Raw genomic sequence first — 18,722 nt, 5'->3', positions numbered from 1 at the left:
ATGACCACCGATCTCGCCCTGCTCGCCAACCAGGAACAGCAAAGCCAGTACCTGACCTTCCGTGTCGGCCAGGATGCCTACGGCGTCGCCACTCGCTACGTGCGGGAAATCCTGGAGTTCGACCAGATCACCCTGGTGCCGATGATGCCCAGGCTGGTACGCGGCGTGATCAATCTGCGCGGCGCCGTGGTGCCGATCATCGACCTGGCCGAGCGCTTCGGCCATGGTCGTACCGCCCTCGGCGCGCGCACCTGCATCGTCATTGTGGAGATCCTCGACGAGGAGGAGACCCATCTGATGGGTGCCCTGGTCGATGCGGTCAACGCGGTGGTGGAAATCGAACCGGGGGCCATCCGTCAGGCCCCTGCGTTCGGCAGCCGCATCAGCGGCGAATTCATCGAGGACATGGCTCGTCTCGACGAGCAGTTCCTCACCCTGCTGCGCATGGAGCAAGTGCTGTCGGTCACCCAGATCGCAGCCATGGCAGGCCAATCCAATGACCTCTCTCTCCTTCCATGCGATGCGCGCGAGCGCGCAGGAGCAAGTAAATGACCATCAGCAAGAAAATGATCCTTCTGGTTCTCTCGGCTCTGTTCGGCATCCTGTTGTTGTCCGCAGTCGCCTATCAGCAAATGAATCAGGTCTACACCGCTGCCAACTACGGCAACGTCAACTCGGTGCCCAGCGTGGTGGCCCTGAACAAGCTGCGCAATGCGGTCAACAGCGAACTGCAACTGATCTACAACCACCTGCTCAGTAACGATGAAAAGGAAATGGCTGAGCTGGAGGCCGCCATCAAGTCCACCGACAGCGACATTCATGAAGGCATCCAGCTCTACAGCACGTTGCTCTCCGACGATCAGGATCGTGAGTACCTGGATCTGTCTCGCAAGGGCATTGCCGACTTTCAGAAAGGCGCCGTCACCGTCATCGCCCTGTCTCGTGCCAACAGAACCGAGGAAGCACGGGTAGCCATGATCAACCTCACCAGGGACGCGATCGAGCCGCTGCGGCAAAACTTCAACCTGCACCGCGACTACAACGTGGAGATGGCCCACAAGGCCAGCCAACAGGCGGTGGATACCCTCCAGCATGCCACGCTCATCTCCGTCCTGGTTTCTGTCATCACCCTGATCGTGATCGCCCTGCTCGGCACCTTCATCACCCGCAACCTGCTGCGCCAACTGGGTGGCGAGCCCGCCTATGCCGCCGAAATGGTGAGCCGTATCGCCGCCGGTGATCTGACCGTAAGCGTCGAGACCAACACGGGCGACACCAGCAGCATGCTGGCCGCGATCAAGGCCATGGTGGAAAAACTCGCGCAGATCATCAGCGAGGTGCGCAGCAACGCCGATTCGCTGTCCAGCGCCTCCGAAGAAATCTCCGCCACGGCCCAGAGCATGAGCCAGGGTGCTTCGGAACAAGCGGCTTCGGTCGAAGAAACCAGCGCCTCGATGGAACAGATGTCCGCCTCCATCGCGCAGAACACCGAGAACGCCAAGATCACCGATGGCATGGCCAGCAAGGCCGCACGCGAGGCTCAAGAGGGTGGCCAGGCCGTGAGGAACACCACGGCAGCCATGAAGACCATCGCCGACAAGATCGGCATCGTCGACGACATCGCCTACCAGACCAACCTGCTGGCGCTCAACGCCGCGATCGAGGCGGCCCGCGCTGGCGAACACGGCAAGGGCTTCGCCGTGGTGGCCGCCGAAGTGCGCAAGCTGGCCGAGCGTAGCCAGATTGCCGCCCAGGAAATCAGCGAAGTGGCCAAGAGCAGCGTGTCGCTGGCTGAGCGCGCAGGCACCCTGCTCGACGAGATGGTGCCGACGATCAACAAGACCTCCGATCTGGTGCAGGAAATCTCCGCTGCCTCCGAAGAACAAAGCTCCGGGGTCGGGCAGATCAACAGTGCCATGACTCAGCTCAACAGCATCACCCAGCAGTCGGCATCGGCCTCCGAAGAGCTGGCCGCCACCGCCGAGGAAATGAGTGGCCAGGCCGAGCAACTGCAGCAACTGATGGACTTCTTCAAGATCAACAGCAGCGGCAACAAGCGCCCCGAGCGCAGCAAGCAAGCGACTACCCAGCATGACAGCGGCGATAGCGGCAGCAAGTCGTTCGCCCAGCCATCGATGTCTGGCGGCTTCATTCGCTTCCAGCACTGATCCGTCCCACCTTCGCAGCCGGGCACCAGGGGGTGCCCCAGGAGCGATTCATGTCCAGCTTCAACCCAGCGACGGCCACGGACACCCGCCAGCAGTACCTGACCTTCTCCCTCGGTGAAGAAATCTTCGCCGTGGGCACGCACAACGTGCGCGAGATCATCGAATACGGCCACCTCACCTCGGTGCCGCTGATGCCCCCGAGCATCCTCGGCGTGATCAACCTGCGCGGCGGCGTGGTGCCGATCATGGATCTGCGCCAGCGCTTCGGCCAAGGCGCCACCCAGGTAGGCCGGCGCACCTGCATCGTCATTCTGGAAGTGCAGCGCGAGGGCGCCGAACAGGTCATCGGCATCGTCGTCGAAGCGGTGAATGCCGTGCTGGAGATTCCCGAAGAAGATATTGAGCCGCCGCCCAGCTTCGGCAGCCACATTCCCACCGATTTTCTCATCGGCATGGGCAAGCTCGAAAACCGTCTGGTGGTGCTGATCGACATTGGCCGCGTGCTGTCGCTCGACGATCTGCGCCTGCTGGCCAGCGCCGACCTGCCCCGCTCGGCCTGACCCTGGAGCCCGCAATGACCACCACCAGCCTGAGCAACCGCGAGTTCCAGCAGTTTCGCGACATGATCTACGAGATCGCCGGCATCGCCATGAGCGAGGCCAAACGCCAGTTGATAGTCGGACGCCTGAGCAAGCGTCTGCGCCATTACGAGTTGGACAGTTTCGGCGACTACTTCCAATTGCTGCTCAAGGACAAGACCGAACTGCAGACGGCCGTGGACCTGTTGACCACCAACGAGACCTACTTCTTCCGCGAGCCCAAGCACTTCGACTTCCTGCGTGAACGCCTGCAGGATGATCTGCGCACTGGCAGCCAACCCCTGCGCATCTGGAGCGCGGCCTGTTCCAGCGGCGAGGAGCCCTACACCCTGGCCCTGCTGCTGGCCGACTGCCTGGGCACGCGGCAATGGGAGATACTCGCCTCGGACATCAGCACGCGCATTCTCGACAAGGCACGTGCCGGCATCTACCCACTGGAGGACGCCACCGGCATCCCCCGTGAGCTGCTGCACCGCCACTGCCTGCAGGGCACCGGCCAGCATGCCGGCATGTTCACCCTGGAGTCGGCGCTGAAGAAGCGCATCGACTTCCGTCAGATCAACCTCAACAACGCCCTGCCCGAGGTGGGCCTGTTCGACGTGATCTTCCTGCGTAACGTGATGATCTATTTCGACCAGCCGACCAAGCGCCAGGTGGTACAGCGCCTGAGCGCGCGACTGCGCCCCGGTGGCTATTTCTTCGTCAGCCACTCGGAAAGCCTCAACGGCATCAGCGACGAGCTGCAGCCGCTGCGCCCGTCCATTTACCGGAAACCCCATGCATAAGCCCGACGGCGTCATCGAAGTCTTCCTGCAGCCAGGTGACCTGTACTTCGGCGACCGTCACACGCGCATCCGTACCCTGCTGGGTTCGTGCGTTTCGCTGGTGCTATGGCACGAGCGTGAATTGCTCGGCGGCATGTGTCATTACATGCTGCCCAGCCGCCGCCATCGCGGCAGCCAGTTCGATGGCCGCTACGCCGACGAGGCGCTGCACCTGCTGCTCGGCGAGATTCGCGCCAGTGGCACCCAGGCCAAGGACTACCGCATCAGCCTGTTCGGCGGCGGTAACATGTTCACGAGCCTGACGCAGAGCAACATCGGCGACTCGAACGTCAACGCCGGCCTGGAACTGCTCACCGCGCACGGCCTGCGTTGTCATGCCCGAGATGCAGGAGGCGCGGGTTATCGCAACCTGATTTTCGACGTCTGGAGTGGCCAGGTCATGATGCGCAGCCCCTCCCAACAACAGATCGCTACACGCCGCTACGAGGCGCCAAAATGAACAAGATCAAGGTGATGATCGTCGACGACTCCGCCGTCGTACGCCAGGTACTGAGTGGCACGCTGTCCGAACACGCCGGGATCGAGGTGATCGGCACCGCCGCCGACCCGCTGTTCGCCCTGGACAAGATGCAACGCGAGTGGCCCGACGTGATCGTGCTGGACGTGGAAATGCCGCGCATGGATGGCATCTCCTTCCTCAAGAAATTGATGGCCGAACGCCCCACCCCGGTGGTGATCTGCTCCACCCTAACGGAAAAAGGCGCCGCCACCACCATGGAAGCCATGGCCGCCGGTGCCGTGGCCATCGTCACCAAACCCCAGGCCGGTCTGCGTCAGTTCCTCCTGGAAGCCACCGAAGAACTGGCCAGCGCCATCCGCGCCGCCGCCCAGGCCCGCCTCAAGCGGCTCACGCCCAAGCCGCCGCAGCAGCCAGCCGCGCCCAAGCTCAGCGCTGATGCGATCCTCCCAGCCGGCGGCCCAGGCGCCATGACCCGCACCACCGAGCGCATCGTCGCCATCGGCACCTCCACCGGCGGCACCCAGGCCCTGGAGTACGTGCTCACCGCCCTGCCGCGCGTGTGCCCGGGCATCGTCATCGTCCAGCACATGCCGGAGAAGTTCACCGCTGCCTTCGCCGAACGCCTCAACGCCCTGTGCCAGATCGAAGTGCGCGAAGCGAAGCACGGTGATCGGGTCATCCCCGGCCGCGCCCTGATCGCCCCCGGCGGCCGTCACATGCTGCTCAAGCGCAGTGGCGCGCAATATATGGTGGAAGTGGTCGACGGCCCGCCCGTCAGCCGGCACAAACCCTCGGTGGACGTGCTGTTCCGCTCCACTGCCCGTGCCGCCGGCGCCAATGCCACCGGCATCATCATGACCGGCATGGGCGACGACGGTGCCCGTGGCCTGCGCGAGATGCACGAGGCCGGCGCCCTCACCCTCGGCCAGGACGAGGCCAGTTGCGTGGTCTACGGCATGCCCAAGGAAGCCATGAAGCTCGGCGGGGTCAGCCGGGAAATTCCGCTGGAGCAGATTCCAGCGGCCATTCTGCGTGGTTAGCGCCTCTACAACCTGAGCATCGAACGCCTGAAGCTCCGCCCCACAGGGCGGAGCATGGCGCAGCGCTATACAGGCCGTTGAAAAACGTAGGCGAGGCAGGCAAGACAAGGCAAAAACAGCCGAAAAAGCGCAGTTTACGTGCTGTAAATGAGCATTTTGAGGCTGTTTTTAACGCAGTATTGCCAACGCAGGTAGTTTTTCAACAGCCTGCTAGAGCCCGCGGCGCTCGACCGACCATAACAGGCTGGTGCACAGACTGCAACGCGTGCCGTAGAAGGTGCTGCGAGCACTTTGGTCATCCATCAACTGGAAGCGGAACCAGGCCGTGCTCGGGCCACGATAGGCACCACCGCTACCGACCGGCTCGAAATGGCTGACGTAACGTCGCTCCCCCCAGAACACCGGCACATTGGCACGCCGGTAGACCGGCTGGGCATTGAGGTAGGGAAAGGCGATGGTGTCGCCGCCACCGGACATCAGGAACATCGGCCCCTGCTGACGCCGCTGCGAGGCACTGTCGTGCCCCAGGCCGAGGGTGTAGGGCTGGATCGGCGCCGTGGTGCGCACCCGCGTATCCTGCCCCGCCATGATCGAGCCGCCACCGCCCTGAGAATGCCCCGAGGTACCGACCCGCCCGGTATTGAGCTTGCCGGCATAGGTGCCGTAGGGGCTGTCGTTCTCACGTACCAGATAATCCAGGCAGGCGAGCATTTCCCGCCCGGTACCGGCATTCGAGGTTTCCGCCGCCGCCACCACGAAACCATGGCTTGCCCAGTGCGACAACAAGCTGGCATAGGTGGACGGCCCGGCACCGGTGCCATTGCCCCAGAGGATCAGCGGATGACGCACGCCGCCCTGCCCCAGATCGCGGGGCCGATAGATGCGGCAGCTCGGCCCCTCGCTCTGGCTGCTGACGGCGTAGGGGCCACTGCGGTCGAAACTGGCGACAGCTGGAAATGGCGCTCCCGGTGTATCCGGCAGGGGAGCAGCCGTGACGGCGGCGCAGACGGATAGGCAGGAGACCGCCAGGCCAGCGAGTTTCACGTTAAGCATCGAAGGTTCCTCATTCCATTGTTGTACGAGTCGCCATCGCCCCGCGAACCACCAGATAGGGCGGCGCAGCACACCTCCTAGCTTGCGCTGGCGAACGTGGGCCCCTGCCGATAAGCAGAGCGCACCATCACGCAGCCTAGATGAGCACAGAGTGACGTCATAGTCGCCCGAACGGCGCAACCGGATGAATGGCATAACACCAAGGAGCGACAGCCATCGGCACCGGCAATCAGCCGCGCCTTGGCGCTGCGCCGGTGGCCGGCGTAGAATCAGCGCATCTCTCGCCATTCATCCCCTGGCGGGCCCTGAGCACGGGCCAGACGCGCGGCCACCCCGCGGCGTCCTGCGGCCCCGCCGAACGCACGGCCACCTTCCGTTTGCATCCGGCTCAGTCGACGCTCAGCAACGCACATCACCTGATCAGCCGCAGGAAACCGTCATGCCCGATTACCGCTCGAAAACCTCCACCCACGGCCGCAACATGGCCGGCGCCCGTGCCCTGTGGCGCGCCACCGGGATGAAGGACGAAGACTTCAAGAAACCGATCATCGCCATCGCCAACTCCTTCACCCAGTTCGTGCCCGGCCACGTGCACCTGAAGGATCTCGGCCAACTGGTCGCCCGCGAGATCAAGCGCCATGGCGGCGTGGCCAAGGAATTCAACACCATCGCCGTGGACGACGGCATCGCCATGGGCCACGACGGCATGCTCTATTCCCTGCCGAGCCGCGAGATCATCGCCGACTCCGTGGAATACATGGTCAACGCCCACTGCGCCGACGCCATCGTCTGCATCAGCAACTGCGACAAGATCACCCCCGGCATGCTGATGGCTGCCCTGCGCCTGAACATCCCGGTGGTGTTCGTCTCCGGCGGGCCGATGGAAGCCGGCAAGACCAAGCTGGCCAACCATGGCCTGGATCTGGTCGATGCCATGGTGGTGGCCGCCGACGATTCCTGCTCCGACGAGAAGGTCGCCGAATACGAGCGCAGCGCCTGCCCCACCTGCGGCTCCTGCTCCGGCATGTTCACCGCCAACTCGATGAACTGCCTGGTCGAAGCTCTGGGCCTGGCGCTGCCGGGCAACGGCTCCACCCTGGCCACCCACGCCGACCGTGAGCAACTGTTCCTGCGCGCCGGCCGCCTGGCCGTCGAGCTGTGCCAGCGCTACTACGGCGAAGGCGACGAATCGGTGCTGCCGCGCAACGTCGCCAGCTTCAAGGCGTTCGAGAACGCCATGACCCTGGACATCGCCATGGGTGGCTCGACCAACACCATCCTGCACCTGCTGGCCGCCGCCCAGGAAGCCGAGATCCCCTTCGACCTGCGCGACATCGATCGCCTGTCACGCAAGGTGCCGCAACTGTGCAAGGTGGCGCCGAACATCCAGAAGTACCACATGGAAGACGTGCACCGCGCCGGCGGCATCTTCTCCATCCTCGGTGAACTGGCCCGTGGCGGCCTGCTGCACACCGACGTGCCCACCGTGCACAACCCGAGCATGGCCGACGCCATCGCCCAGTGGGACATCACCCAGACCGAAGACGAAGCCGTGCACACCTTCTTCAAGGCCGGCCCGGGCGGCATCCCCACCCAGATCGCCTTCAGCCAGGACACCCGTTGGCCGAGCCTGGACGACGACCGCGAGAACGGCTGCATCCGTTCGGTTGAGCACGCCTACTCGCAGGAAGGTGGCCTGGCCGTGCTGTACGGCAATATCGCCCTCGACGGCTGCGTGGTGAAGACCGCTGGGGTGGACGAATCCATCCATGTCTTCGAGGGCCGTGCGAAGATCTTCGAGAGCCAGGACGGTGCGGTCAAAGGCATCCTCGCCGACGAAGTGAAGCCGGGCGATATCGTCATCATCCGCTACGAAGGCCCGAAAGGTGGCCCGGGCATGCAGGAAATGCTCTACCCCACCAGCTATCTGAAGTCCAAGGGCCTGGGCAAGCAGTGCGCCCTGCTCACCGACGGCCGCTTCTCCGGCGGCACCAGCGGCCTGTCCATCGGCCACGCCTCGCCGGAAGCGGCTGCCGGCGGTGCCATCGGCCTGGTCAAGGACGGCGACAAGATCCTCATCGACATCCCCAACCGCAGCATCAACCTGCTGGTCAGCGATGAAGAACTGGCCGAGCGCCGCGCCGAGCAGGACAAGAAGGGCTGGAAACCGGCGCAGCCGCGCGCACGCAAGGTATCCACCGCGCTGAAGGCCTACGCCCTGCTGGCCACCAGCGCCGACAAGGGTGCGGTGCGCGACAAGCGCATGCTCGAAGGCTGAGCCAGCCGACCTTCACGATGCCGCCTACGGGCGGCATCGTGCGTTGTGGGCTCAGCGTTTTGGCGCCATCTGCTCGAGCAGGCCGTCCGCCACCTCCACCAGCGACAGGCCACGGCTCATGGCGGCCTGCTGCAGGCGCTGGTGAGCCTGGGCCTCGCTCAAGCGGTATTCACGCATCAACAGTGCCTTGGCGCGCTCCAGGCGCTTGCGCTCATCGAGACGCTGGCGCGCCTGACGCAGGTCGTCGTTGGCCTGCTGCAGGCGCTGCGTCTGCTCCTGCATCAGGTCGAGCAACGAGCGCCCTAGCTGATTGCCCACGCCATCCGGCGGTGCCGTATCCAGGCTGCTGCCCTGCAAACTGAACAGCACCGCCTGGCCGCCCCCCGCCTCCAGCGCGGCGAAACGCTTGAGCAAGGCGCGATGGCTCTCCAGATCGGCGGCGGCCTCGTCGATGCTCTGCCGACAGGAACTGCGCAAATCGGTCGCCAGATCATTCTCGATGAGCTTCATGGCATCGATGCGCCGCGTCGCCAGGTCGAACCAAAGCTCGCCGAGGCCGCTGTCCAGCGGAGACTGCGCCGAGATCCGCGTAGCCAGCTCACGCAGCCGCTGCAGTTCGCCCAGCGTCGGTTCCTCGAGCAGTTTTTCCCAGGCGCGGCGCGCGGGCTCGCTGGCGAACTCCAGGAAGCTCTCGAAAGCCCGCGCCTGGCCCTCCTGCAGGTGGCGCAGTTGCTCCAGTGCCGCGCTCTGGAAATGCCCCTGGGCGAAACCGACGACGCCGATGGCACGCTCCTGCCCGGCGAGCTCCTTACCCTGCATGAAGTTGAACAGCGCCACCAGGCGCCGTGCCAGGGGCGGATCCACTGCCATGTCGGCGGCCTCGAAGACCACCCCGAGCAAACCCCCGATCAGGCGGGTCAGCACGGCCGTGGCCTCGCCAGCCTGGACGTCCTGCTCGCGAATGCGTCGGCGCAGTGCCGGCAGTTCGTCGAGGCCGTGCAGCACATGGGCGATGCGGTTGAACAGACGTGCACGCTCCAGCGCGGCGCCGCCCTCCAGATCCATCTCGGAAAACCGCCCGCGCACTTCCCGCTCCATCGCCCGTGCATCATCGCTGTGCCCATCGAGCAACGGCAGGCAGCGCGCTAGGTGGTTGCTCAGGTAGAGGTTGGAGTAGCCGCGCTCCTTCTGCAGCGCATGCACCAGCCGGCTCACCGCGACCACCAGCTCACAGGTCGCCGCAAGGCTCTGCAGCCCCAGCAGCTCACAGCGGCGGGCAGCCATCATGAAACGCAGGACGGGTGGCAACTGCGGGTCGGACATGGAGCAAGCACCTGTAGAAGATACCCTTGCGGTGCAATTAGCGCTCCAGCCTGACAAGGCGCTGTCATCGCGTTAGACGCCGTTCAGCGTGCAGTTTTGGTGCAATGCGCCGGGCAGGCGCACCGTGACGAAACCCGCGCTACAGCCCGAACCCATCCCGTGCGGGGCGCAATCCAGCGGAACCCCGCCTTGCAAGGGCTTTTCGAGAAGCTGGCACGGCTGATGCAGCGATCGAACTTGCGAACGGCGCGGCGATGCCCGCGTTCGCCCACATCGCAGATGCAAGAACAGGCAAAGGCGCCTGACCCTCTCCCGGGGGGTCAGGCGCTTTTTTTTCACCGGAGAAACGCCATGTGCACCTACCTCGCCCCGCAGCGCTCCATACGCAAGCCGCGCGACGGCCTGTCCCTGATGCATAGCGAATTGCGCCTGGCCCTATGGCCGACGCCCCTGATCGGCGTCCCTGCGCAAGGCACCGATCCTTTGCTTACTGCCGCGTGACCCAACCCAACGTCCCACGCTTTTCGGAGATACGCCCATGTCCTATCTAGCCCCGCAAGAGTTCGCCAAGAAGATGGTCGACGCCGGCGAAGCGAAGATCTTCATGTCCACCCGCGACACCCTGATCCGCGCCTTCATGGCCGGCGCCATCCTCGCCCTGGCAGCGGTGTTCGCGGTCACCATCACCGTGCAGACCGGCAGCCCACTGGTGGGTGCGATGCTGTTCCCGGTGGGCTTCGTGATGCTCTACCTGATGGGCTTCGACCTGCTCACCGGGGTCTTCGTGCTCACCCCGCTGGCCCTGCTGGATCGCCGCCCGGGCGTTACCCTGTCCGGCGTGCTGCGCAACTGGGGCCTGGTGTTCCTCGGCAACTTCGCCGGCGCGTTGCTGGTGGCCTTCATGATGGCCTTCGTCTTCACCTACGGCTTCTCCACCAGCCCCGGCGCGATCGGCGAGAAGATCGCGCACATCGGTGAGGCCCGCACCCTGGGCTACGCCGAATACGGCCTGGCCGGCTGGCTGACCATCTTCATCCGCGGCATGCTGTGCAACTGGATGGTGTCCATGGGCGTGGTCGGCGCGATGATCTCCACCTCGGTGAGCGGCAAGGTGATCGCCATGTGGATGCCGATCATGCTGTTCTTCTTCATGGGCTTCGAGCACTCGGTGGTGAACATGTTCCTGTTCCCCTCGGCGATGATCATGGGCGGCGGCTTCTCCATCGCCGACTACATGATCTGGAACGAGATCCCCACCGCCCTGGGCAACCTGGTCGGCGGCCTGGCCTTCACCGGCCTGACTCTCTATGCCACCCATGTGAAGACCTCGGCCAAGCGCACCCTGGCCTGAGCAACCTCATGCTGCAGGCCCCTGCCGGGGCCTTGCAGTGATCACTGGCGACGCGGGTGCATGCCGCGCCCATAGCCAGGCCAGGCTTGCTGCTGAAACCAGGTTTTGCATCCGGGCGCGATTGCCAGCAAGCTGGCTCCTGCATTCACGCTCAGGAGCCCATCATGCGCATCGGCCTGATCGCCGACACCCACAACCTGCTACGCCCAGAGACACTGGCGGCTTTGCAGGGTGTCGACCACCTGATCCATGCCGGCGATATTGGCGGGCCGCATATCCTCACCGAGCTGGAGCGCATCGCGCCGCTGTCGGTGGTGCGCGGCAACAACGATCAGGAGCCCTGGGCCGATGCCATTCCCGAGCGCCTTACGTTGACGTTTGGCGGCGTCACGCTGCATGTGCTGCACGATCTCAAGCAACTGGCCATCGACCCGGCCACCGACGGCATCGATGCGGTGATCGCCGGGCACTCGCACAAGCCGCTGCATGAGGAGCGTAATGGCGTGCTCTACCTCAACCCCGGCAGTGCCGGGCCGCGGCGCTTCAAGCTGCCCATCGGCGTGGGCCTCCTGCATATCGACGGCCAGCAGATACGCGCCGAGCTGATCACGCTGCAGGTCTGAAATCCGTCCACCGCTGTGCCAATCCATGGTGGACAAAAACAGCGCTGTCCACCCTACGCGCAAAGTCCGTAGCCGGATGCAATCCGGGGAACCCTTTCCAGTCGGCCATGCCTGAAACCCTGTGCTGCCTTGAAAAACGCCACCGCCGCGTCCATCTAGCCAGGGTCTGTTGCCGTTTCGCGCACGGCCGCGACGAAACGGCAACAGACCCTAGTACGACTTTTCACGCCTGATGGAGAACCCGATGACCCTCGACGAACTCAACACCCTGCCCGGCGTGACCGCCAAACCCGACGCTGCCACCGCCGACTTCGTCTACAACCACACCATGATTCGCGTGAAGGATCTCGAGAAGTCCCTGGATTTCTATACCCGCGTGCTGGGCTTCACCCTGCTGGAGAAGAGCGACTTCCCCGAGGCCGAATTCAGCCTCTACTTCCTCGCGCTGCTCAAAGACAAGTCGCAGATTCCGGCAGACCCGGCAGCACGCCATCAGTGGCGCAAGTCCATCCCCGGCGTACTGGAGCTGACCTACAACTACGGCACCGAGAAGGATCCGGAATTTGCCTACCACAGCGGCAACAGCGACCCGCGCGGCTTCGGCCACCTGTGTGTGGCGGTGCCGGACATCAAGGCCGCCTGCCAACGCTTCGAGGATCTCGGCGTGGCCTTCCAGAAGCGCCTGAGCGACGGCCGCATGCGCGACATCGCCTTCATCAAGGATCCGGACGGCTACTGGGTGGAGATCATCCAGTTCACCGAGGTGAACTGAGCGCCCTGACGACATGCCGGCCTGGCGCCAAGGCCAGGCCGCTCGTCATCAAGCGCTACGGCGCTGCCACACCTCGAAGGCGTAGAAGGGGGTGTCCCCCGTGCTCGGGTGCTCGACGCTGGAGCTCAGGTGCCAATCGGCCTCGCTCACCTCGGGGAAGAAGGCATCGCCTTCGGGCTCCAACCCCACACGGGTCAGGTACAGGCGTTCGGCCAATGCCAGGCCCTGGGCATAGAGCTGAGCCCCGCCAATCAGCATCAGTTCGTCGGCCTCTTCCTGGCGCGCCCACTCGTCGGCACGGGCGATGGCCGCCTCCAGGCTGGCGAACACCTCGGCGCCTTCGAGCTGCAGGCCCGGCTGGCGGCTGACCACCAGATTGAGCCGGCCCGGCAGCGGGCGACCCAGCGAATCCCAGGTCTTGCGCCCCATGATGATCGGCTTGCCCAGGGTCATGGCCTTGAAATGCTTGAGATCCGCCGGCAAGTGCCAGGGCAGTTGATTGTCGCGACCAATCACCCGGTTATGGGCGAGGGCGGCGATCAGCGAGAGAGGCAGGGTCTTTTTCATGCTGGCGAGCATAGCAGAGCCATCCTGTGACGAGCAGCACAGGCAAGCCATACCAATTATCGGTTTGTCGCCTGATCGTCATGTTCGTTCAGGCAGGCTTTGGCTTCCCCCATGAGCAAGGAGATGCCTCCATGATGTCCAACCTTCTGCGCACCGGCCTGTTATGCGCCGGCCTGCTGCTTGGCAGCACCCAGGCCCTGGCCGGCAACGTCCAGTCTGCCATCGACTGGGCTCAACAACAGCCGGGCGCCAAGCACGCCCCGGGCAAGGGCACCCGCTCGCCGCTGGTGATCGCCCACCGTGGTGCCAGCGGCTACGTGCCCGAACACACCCTGGCCGCCTATGCCCTGGCCGTGCTGCAAGGCGCCGACTATATCGAGCCGGATCTGGTGATGACCCGTGACGGCCAACTGGTGGCCCGCCACGACAACGAGCTGGGCCTGACCACCGACGTGGCGCAGCACCCCGAATTCGCCAACCGCAAGCGCACCCAGACAGTGGACGGCGTCAGCCTGGAAGGCTGGTTCAGCGAGGACTTCACCCTGGCCGAACTCAAGACCCTGCGCGCCATCGAGCGCATTCCCCAGGTGCGCCCAGCCAACACCCGTTTCGACGGCCAGTTCGAGATCCCCACCCTGCAGGAAATCATCGACCTGGTGAAAAGCCTGCAGCTCAGCCAGCAGCGGGTCATCGGCCTGTACCCGGAAACCAAGCACCCCACCCACTTCCAGCAACTCGGCCTGGCCATGGAAAAACCTCTGCTGAGGGTGCTCAAGCGCAACGGCTACGCCAGTGCCAAGGCCCCGGTGTACATCCAGTCCTTCGAGGTGGAAAACCTCAAGACCCTCAGCCGCATGACCTCCATCCGCCTCATCCAACTGCTGTGGACGGACGGCCAGCCCTACGATCAGCAGGCCCTGGGCAGCGACCTCAGCTACGCGCAGATGATCACCCCCAAAGGCCTTAAAGCGATCGCCCGCTATGCCGACGGCATCGGCCCGGAGAAAGGCATGATCATCCCGCGTGACGCCGCCGGTAACCTCACCACGCCCACCAGCCTGGTGCGCGATGCCCACGCCGCCAAGCTCAAGGTGCACCCCTACACCTTCCGCGCCGAGAACGCCTTCCTGCCCACCAGCCTGCGCAGCGGCAACGACCCGACCGAGCGCGGCGACATCGACACCGAACTGCGCACCTTCCTCGCCACCGGCATCGACGGCCTGTTCATCGACCAGCCGGATATTGCCGTGCGTCTGCGCGACAAGCCCTGATTCGCGTCCCGGCGGATCAGGGGTTATCCTCAACCCCTGATCCGCACGACGAGACGCCACGTGACTGACGCCTCCTCCCCTACGCCTTTGCAACGCCTCTGGCTCAGCGAAACCATTCGTCTGCGCGAGGAACACGCCGGCCCGCTGGAAGACGCCGAGGCCAATCGCCTGGCCCGCGCAGAAGCGGGTGACCTGGCCGCACGCATCCAGCACCGCGCCCTGCTCCTGGCGCGCCGCGACGGCCAATGGCAGGCGCTGCTGCACTGGTTGCAGGGCGCACGCCTGGCTGGCCTGTTACTGATGCTGCTGGCCCTGCTCAGTGGTGCCGGCCTGGCCCTGGCGGCGCTGGGTGACGGGCGCCAGCCGGTCAATGTGTTCTGGGCGCTGGGCAGCCTGCTGGGGCTGAACCTGCTGATGCTGCTCGGCTGGCTGCTGGGCCTGCTGCTGACCCGCGACCATCCCGGTGCCCTGGGCAGATTGTGGTTATGGCTCAGCGAGAAGCTGGCGCGCGACGCCAGCGCTGCGCAACTGGCACCAGCCCTGCTGTTGATGCTGCAACGCCAGCGCCTGACCCGCTGGGGCCTGGGCCTGCTGGTCAACGGCCTGTGGACGCTAGCCATGCTCGCCGCGCTGAGCACCCTGTTGCTGCTGCTCGCCACGCGCCGCTATGGCTTCGTCTGGGAAACCACCATCCTCGGCGGCGACACCTTCATTGCCCTGACCCAGGCCATCGGCGCCCTGCCCGCCCTGCTCGGCTTCAGCCTGCCGGACGTGGAGCTGATCCGCGCCAGCGGCGACGCCGCCATCGCCAGCGAGGTCGCCCGGCAGAGCTGGGCCGGCTGGCTGGTGGGCGTGGTACTGGTCTACGGCCTGCTGCCACGCCTGCTGCTGGCGCTGCTGTGCCTGTGGCGCTGGCTATCCGGCAAAGCCTCGCTGCACCTGGATCTCGACCTGCCCGGCTACGGCCTGCTGCGCCAGCGCCTGCAACCGGACAGCGAACGTCTCGGCGTCTGTGACCTGCCCCCCGCTGCCTTGCACCAGCCGCAGGGCGGCAGCAGCGCCCAGCCCTCCAGCGGCGCCCTGCTGCTCGGCCTGGAGCTGGACGACAGCCGGCCCTGGCCACCCGCCGCCTTGCCCAGGGGCGTGGCCGATGCCGGGGTGATCGACAGCCGCGAACAGCGCCGGCAATTGCTCGAACAACTGACCCGCTTCCCACCCGAGCGCCTGGCCGTCGCCTGCGACCCGCGCCGCTCGCCGGATCGCGGCACCCTGGCGCTGCTCGGCGAACTGGCGCGTTGCGCAACCGCCACGCGCATCTGGCTGCTGTCGCCCGCGCCCGGCCAAAGCCTGGACAGCGCGCGCCTGGCGGACTGGCACCAGGCACTGGACGCCCTGGGATTGACGCGCCGCGATACGTCACCCTTGAGCTGGCTGGAGACAGGGCATGACTAGAGAGCTGCAGGCAGACGGGCCTCATGTAGGAGCGAGCTCTGCTCGCGAAGCTCTTGCCGTTTGCCATGGTTCGCGAGCAGAGCTCGCTCCTACCTTAATCTACGCTCTGCCTAAGGCTTGCCTGATCGAGGCCACGCCATGACCCCGCCGCTGAAACTGGCCCTGGTCGGCCACACCAATGTCGGCAAGACTTCGCTGCTGCGCACCCTGACCCGCGATATCGACTTCGGCGAAGTCTCACCGCGCGCCAGCACTACCCGCCATGTCGAAGGCGCGCGTCTGTCGGTGGACGGCCAGGCACTGCTGGAGCTGTACGACACCCCCGGCCTGGAAGATGCCATCGCCCTGCTCGACTACCTGGAACGCCTCGACCGCCCCGGCGAACGGCTGGACGGCCCGGCGCGCCTGACTCGCTTCCTCGACGGCAGCGAAGCACGCCAGCGCTATGAACAGGAAGCCAAGGTGCTACGCCAGCTCATGGCCTGCGACGCCGGGCTCTACGTCATCGACGTGCGCGAGCCGGTGCTGGCCAAGTACCGCGACGAACTGGCCGTGCTCTACATGTGTGGCCGCCCGCTGCTGCCGGTGCTGAATTTCGTCGCCAGTGCCAGCCATCGTGAAGGCGAGTGGCGTGAAGCCCTGGCGCGCCTGGGCCTGCATGCCTTGGTGGCCTTCGACAGCGTGGCGCCGCCGGAAGATGGCGAACGGCGCCTGTACGAAAGCCTGGCCCTGCTGCTGGAACGTGCGCGCCCGCAACTGCAAAGGCTGATCGAGGATCACGAAGCGCAGCGCCAGGCCCGGCGCCAGGCTGGCCAGCGGCTGATCGCCGAACTGCTGATCGACTGCGCCGCCTGCCGCCGCAGCGTCGCCACCCAGCCGCTGCTGGAAAAAGGCGCGATCAACGAACTGCGCGAAGCCATTCGCCAGCGCGAGCAACGCTGCGTCGAGGCCCTGCTGCGCCTGTACGCCTTCCGCAACAGCGATGCCAAGGCGACCGATCTGCCCCTGCTCGATGGCCGCTGGGGCGACGACCTGTTCAACCCGGAGACGCTGAAGCAGCTCGGCATCAAGGTGGGCAGTGGCATGGCCGCCGGTGCCGCCACCGGCGTCGGCGTCGACCTGCTGGTCGGCGGCCTGACCATGGGCGCCGCGGCTGCGCTGGGCGCGGTGATCGGCGGCAGCGCACAGACCCTGCGCAACTATGGGCAACGGCTGAAAGGCAAACTCAAGGGCCAGCGCGAACTGACCGTGGACGACGCCGTGCTGCGCCTGCTCGCCCTGCGCCAACAGCACCTGCTGGCCGCCCTGGACGCCCGTGGCCACGCAGCGATGGAAGCCATCACCCTGAGCGCCCCCCAGGAAAGCCTATGGCGCCAGGGCAAACTGCCCGCCCCGCTCAACGTGGCGCGCGCCCATCCCGAATGGTCATCACTGAATCCCGGCGCACGCCTGGAAGAGGCCGAGCGCCAGGAGCAGGTGCAGCGCCTGACCGCCGAGCTGGATCAGGTGCAGAAGGCGTGAGCAGGCTTGCAGCGTTGCGCCGCTGGCTGCAGCGCCGCCTGCTCGAACGCGTTCCGGTGAGCACGGCCGATCACATTTCCCTGGAGATGATCGACACCGAGGTCGGCAACGAGATTCTCGACAGCCTCAAAGCCGAGGGCTGGCGGCAGGTCGCGCAATACAGCCCACTGGCCTTCGACAAGGGTATCGATTACGACTGCTATCGCCTGCGTCGTGGGCTGGATGAGCTGAAGCTGGAATGGGACAACTGGCTGGACTGGAAGCTCAGCGGGCCGCGCGAGATCGTTGAAGACATCGCGCGCCGCTTTGCCCTCAAGGTGCCGGAACCACAGCCGGATCAGGGCGCCTCGCCCAGATAATCACTCACCGTTCGCGGCCACTGCGCATCGTCCATGATGCTCAGTATCGCCCGGCTGATCGGCTCACGCAGCGGGCTGCCGCTGCGCACCAGAAAGCCGTAGCTCTGGTTCTCGAAGGTGCCTGACAAGACCTGCAACCGGGCTCCGACCAGCTCGCGATTGCGGTATTGCAGAATCGGCTTGTCATAGACGATGGCATCGGCCTCACCCTGCTGCACGGCTTGCAGCGCCTTCGTCAGGTTCGGGTAGTCGCTCTGGCGGATGCGCTGCTCCTGCAGCCAGCGCGAGCTGGCGGTGTGCTGCACGCTGGCGACATTGGCGCCCTGCAGATCCTTCGGTCCTTGGATGCTGCCTTGCAGATTGCTCACGGTCAGCGCGGTGGTCATCGCCGCGGTGAAGGTGGACACCATGATCAACCCGGCGAACATCCACACCACCGCCACCAGCCGCCCGCCGAGCGTCACCGGTGACTTGTCGCCGTAGCCAACGGTGGTCATGGTCACCGCTGCCCACCAGAAGCCATCACCCAGGCCGCGCACCGGCTCTTCGGGGAATTGCTCGCGATTACGTCGGCGCTCGAACAGCCAGATCAGGGCGCCCACCAGCATCAGCACGGCGGCCAGGCCGAGCACCACGCTGATGAAGCGCCAGGAGAACAGGCGGGTGAAGGTCGTCCACCAGCCCGCGGAAGCGGTGGCCGGCACCGCGATGGCCAGGCCGGTGAAATAGAAGGGATGGGTGAAGTCGAAGCGTGCCTCGCGCTCGGGCGTCATGGTCATCGCTCCGACCACCACGTCCACCTTGCTCTGCTCCAGACTGTCGAGCAGTTGACCGAAGGGCATCGGCTGGTAGACGAAGGCATAGCCGTTCTTCTCGGCAATGGCATTCCACAGATCGATGCTGATACCGCTCCAACTGCCATCCTCGTTGTTGATCACGAACGGCGGCACTTCGGTGATGCCGACCCGCAGGGGCTGGGTATCGGCATGACTCGTCAGGCAACTGAAGACCAGCAGCAGGGCCAGTGCGATTCGGCTCAC

Annotated in this window: 19 protein-coding genes; 15 read left to right on the top strand and 4 right to left on the bottom strand. The window is 65.4% G+C overall.

The features are described from left to right. The 6 genes from ACSVIK_RS06280 to ACSVIK_RS06255 are packed head-to-tail and all read left to right on the top strand — an operon-like array spanning position 1 to position 5,112. Entirely contained in the window at positions 1–552 is a 552-nt protein-coding gene (locus tag ACSVIK_RS06280; protein ID WP_442443506.1) for a chemotaxis protein CheW, read from the top strand. Beyond that, positions 549–2,168: a methyl-accepting chemotaxis protein gene (locus ACSVIK_RS06275; protein WP_442443505.1), complete on the top strand. Its 1,620-nt coding sequence runs from the start codon at positions 549–551 to the stop codon at positions 2,166–2,168. The genes ACSVIK_RS06280 and ACSVIK_RS06275 overlap by 4 nt, the downstream gene beginning before the upstream one ends. Positions 2,169–2,218: 50 nt before the next feature. Further along, positions 2,219–2,728: a chemotaxis protein CheW gene (locus ACSVIK_RS06270; protein WP_442443504.1), complete on the top strand. Its 510-nt coding sequence runs from the start codon at positions 2,219–2,221 to the stop codon at positions 2,726–2,728. A 14-nt stretch (positions 2,729–2,742) separates the two neighbouring features. Continuing rightward, complete coding sequence (locus tag ACSVIK_RS06265; RefSeq protein ID WP_442443503.1) at positions 2,743–3,552, top strand: CheR family methyltransferase; 810 nt, start codon at positions 2,743–2,745, stop codon at positions 3,550–3,552. Then, positions 3,545–4,051, top strand: coding sequence for a chemotaxis protein CheD (locus ACSVIK_RS06260; RefSeq protein ID WP_442443502.1), 507 nt, complete (start codon positions 3,545–3,547; stop codon positions 4,049–4,051). Before ACSVIK_RS06265 ends, ACSVIK_RS06260 begins: the two co-directional genes overlap by 8 nt. Then, positions 4,048–5,112: a protein-glutamate methylesterase/protein-glutamine glutaminase gene (locus tag ACSVIK_RS06255; RefSeq protein WP_442443501.1), complete on the top strand. Its 1,065-nt coding sequence runs from the start codon at positions 4,048–4,050 to the stop codon at positions 5,110–5,112. Before ACSVIK_RS06260 ends, ACSVIK_RS06255 begins: the two co-directional genes overlap by 4 nt. A 210-nt stretch (positions 5,113–5,322) precedes the next feature. On the opposite strand, the gene ACSVIK_RS06250 is transcribed toward ACSVIK_RS06255, so the two are convergent. Further along, complete coding sequence (locus ACSVIK_RS06250; RefSeq protein ID WP_442443500.1) at positions 5,323–6,165, bottom strand: poly(ethylene terephthalate) hydrolase family protein; 843 nt, start codon at positions 6,163–6,165, stop codon at positions 5,323–5,325. Between the two features lie 439 nt (positions 6,166–6,604). Between ACSVIK_RS06250 and ilvD the strand changes: the two genes are divergently transcribed. Further along, on the top strand, positions 6,605–8,443 hold the full coding sequence (ilvD, locus tag ACSVIK_RS06245; RefSeq protein WP_442443499.1) for a dihydroxy-acid dehydratase: 1,839 nt from the start codon (positions 6,605–6,607) through the stop codon (positions 8,441–8,443). Between the two features lie 51 nt (positions 8,444–8,494). On the opposite strand, the gene ACSVIK_RS06240 is transcribed toward ilvD, so the two are convergent. Beyond that, positions 8,495–9,766, bottom strand: a complete 1,272-nt coding sequence (locus ACSVIK_RS06240) for a nitrate- and nitrite sensing domain-containing protein (protein WP_442443498.1) — start codon at positions 9,764–9,766, stop codon at positions 8,495–8,497. Between the two features lie 351 nt (positions 9,767–10,117). Here ACSVIK_RS06240 and ACSVIK_RS06235 point away from each other — a divergent pair, with 351 nt between their 5' ends. From ACSVIK_RS06235 to gloA, 4 genes are all read left to right on the top strand, one after another. Further along, complete coding sequence (locus tag ACSVIK_RS06235) at positions 10,118–10,267, top strand: hypothetical protein (protein WP_442443497.1); 150 nt, start codon at positions 10,118–10,120, stop codon at positions 10,265–10,267. 37 nt (positions 10,268–10,304) lie between these two features. Continuing rightward, on the top strand, positions 10,305–11,117 hold the full coding sequence (locus ACSVIK_RS06230; RefSeq protein ID WP_442443496.1) for a formate/nitrite transporter family protein: 813 nt from the start codon (positions 10,305–10,307) through the stop codon (positions 11,115–11,117). A 164-nt stretch (positions 11,118–11,281) separates the two neighbouring features. After that, entirely contained in the window at positions 11,282–11,740 is a 459-nt protein-coding gene (locus ACSVIK_RS06225; protein ID WP_442443495.1) for a metallophosphoesterase family protein, read from the top strand. A gap of 244 nt (positions 11,741–11,984) precedes the next feature. Continuing rightward, positions 11,985–12,512 (top strand): lactoylglutathione lyase, encoded by a 528-nt coding sequence (gene gloA / locus ACSVIK_RS06220; RefSeq protein WP_442443494.1) that lies wholly within the window; start codon positions 11,985–11,987, stop codon positions 12,510–12,512. A 48-nt stretch (positions 12,513–12,560) separates the two neighbouring features. On the opposite strand, the gene ACSVIK_RS06215 is transcribed toward gloA, so the two are convergent. After that, positions 12,561–13,079 carry a dihydrofolate reductase gene (locus ACSVIK_RS06215; protein WP_442443493.1) on the bottom strand — a complete coding sequence of 173 codons (519 nt, stop codon included), beginning with the start codon at positions 13,077–13,079 and terminating at the stop codon, positions 12,561–12,563. Positions 13,080–13,210: 131 nt separating this feature from the next. On the opposite strand from ACSVIK_RS06215, the gene ACSVIK_RS06210 reads away from it, so the two are divergent. The 4 genes from ACSVIK_RS06210 to ACSVIK_RS06195 all read left to right on the top strand — a co-directional run bounded on the left by ACSVIK_RS06210 (position 13,211) and on the right by ACSVIK_RS06195 (position 17,682). Next, positions 13,211–14,350 (top strand): glycerophosphodiester phosphodiesterase, encoded by a 1,140-nt coding sequence (locus tag ACSVIK_RS06210; RefSeq protein ID WP_442443492.1) that lies wholly within the window; start codon positions 13,211–13,213, stop codon positions 14,348–14,350. Positions 14,351–14,410: 60 nt separating this feature from the next. Beyond that, positions 14,411–15,802, top strand: coding sequence for a DUF2868 domain-containing protein (locus ACSVIK_RS06205; protein WP_442443491.1), 1,392 nt, complete (start codon positions 14,411–14,413; stop codon positions 15,800–15,802). A 138-nt stretch (positions 15,803–15,940) separates the two neighbouring features. After that, on the top strand, positions 15,941–17,323 hold the full coding sequence (locus tag ACSVIK_RS06200; RefSeq protein ID WP_442443490.1) for a GTPase/DUF3482 domain-containing protein: 1,383 nt from the start codon (positions 15,941–15,943) through the stop codon (positions 17,321–17,323). Then, positions 17,320–17,682 carry a hypothetical protein gene (locus ACSVIK_RS06195; RefSeq protein WP_442443489.1) on the top strand — a complete coding sequence of 121 codons (363 nt, stop codon included), beginning with the start codon at positions 17,320–17,322 and terminating at the stop codon, positions 17,680–17,682. The genes ACSVIK_RS06200 and ACSVIK_RS06195 overlap by 4 nt, the downstream gene beginning before the upstream one ends. Here the strand turns inward: ACSVIK_RS06195 and ACSVIK_RS06190 are convergent. After that, a complete protein-coding gene (locus ACSVIK_RS06190; protein WP_442443488.1) occupies positions 17,661–18,722 on the bottom strand; it encodes a transporter substrate-binding domain-containing protein in 1,062 nt (353 codons plus the stop codon). The two genes, ACSVIK_RS06195 and ACSVIK_RS06190, sit on opposite strands and share 22 nt — an antisense overlap.

The sequence above is a fragment of the Pseudomonas sp. NCHU5216 genome, assembly GCF_052156495.1.
Lineage (GTDB): Bacteria > Pseudomonadota > Gammaproteobacteria > Pseudomonadales > Pseudomonadaceae > Aquipseudomonas.
This window is presented reverse-complemented; position numbering and strand designations above follow the sequence as displayed.

Bases quoted from the DNA above. Each gene is read 5' to 3' on its own strand.
- ACSVIK_RS06280 (WP_442443506.1), top strand. From the start codon at position 1: ATGACCACCGATCTCGCCCTGCTCGCCAACCAGGAACAGCAAAGCCAG.
- ACSVIK_RS06275 (WP_442443505.1), top strand. From the start codon at position 549: ATGACCATCAGCAAGAAAATGATCCTTCTGGTTCTCTCGGCTCTGTTC.
- ACSVIK_RS06270 (WP_442443504.1), top strand. From the start codon at position 2,219: ATGTCCAGCTTCAACCCAGCGACGGCCACGGACACCCGCCAGCAGTAC.
- ACSVIK_RS06265 (WP_442443503.1), top strand. From the start codon at position 2,743: ATGACCACCACCAGCCTGAGCAACCGCGAGTTCCAGCAGTTTCGCGAC.
- ACSVIK_RS06260 (WP_442443502.1), top strand. From the start codon at position 3,545: ATGCATAAGCCCGACGGCGTCATCGAAGTCTTCCTGCAGCCAGGTGAC.
- ACSVIK_RS06255 (WP_442443501.1), top strand. From the start codon at position 4,048: ATGAACAAGATCAAGGTGATGATCGTCGACGACTCCGCCGTCGTACGC.
- ACSVIK_RS06250 (WP_442443500.1), bottom strand. From the start codon at position 6,165: ATGCTTAACGTGAAACTCGCTGGCCTGGCGGTCTCCTGCCTATCCGTC.
- ilvD (WP_442443499.1), top strand. From the start codon at position 6,605: ATGCCCGATTACCGCTCGAAAACCTCCACCCACGGCCGCAACATGGCC.
- ACSVIK_RS06240 (WP_442443498.1), bottom strand. From the start codon at position 9,766: ATGTCCGACCCGCAGTTGCCACCCGTCCTGCGTTTCATGATGGCTGCC.
- ACSVIK_RS06235 (WP_442443497.1), top strand. From the start codon at position 10,118: ATGTGCACCTACCTCGCCCCGCAGCGCTCCATACGCAAGCCGCGCGAC.
- ACSVIK_RS06230 (WP_442443496.1), top strand. From the start codon at position 10,305: ATGTCCTATCTAGCCCCGCAAGAGTTCGCCAAGAAGATGGTCGACGCC.
- ACSVIK_RS06225 (WP_442443495.1), top strand. From the start codon at position 11,282: ATGCGCATCGGCCTGATCGCCGACACCCACAACCTGCTACGCCCAGAG.
- gloA (WP_442443494.1), top strand. From the start codon at position 11,985: ATGACCCTCGACGAACTCAACACCCTGCCCGGCGTGACCGCCAAACCC.
- ACSVIK_RS06215 (WP_442443493.1), bottom strand. From the start codon at position 13,079: ATGAAAAAGACCCTGCCTCTCTCGCTGATCGCCGCCCTCGCCCATAAC.
- ACSVIK_RS06210 (WP_442443492.1), top strand. From the start codon at position 13,211: ATGATGTCCAACCTTCTGCGCACCGGCCTGTTATGCGCCGGCCTGCTG.
- ACSVIK_RS06200 (WP_442443490.1), top strand. From the start codon at position 15,941: ATGACCCCGCCGCTGAAACTGGCCCTGGTCGGCCACACCAATGTCGGC.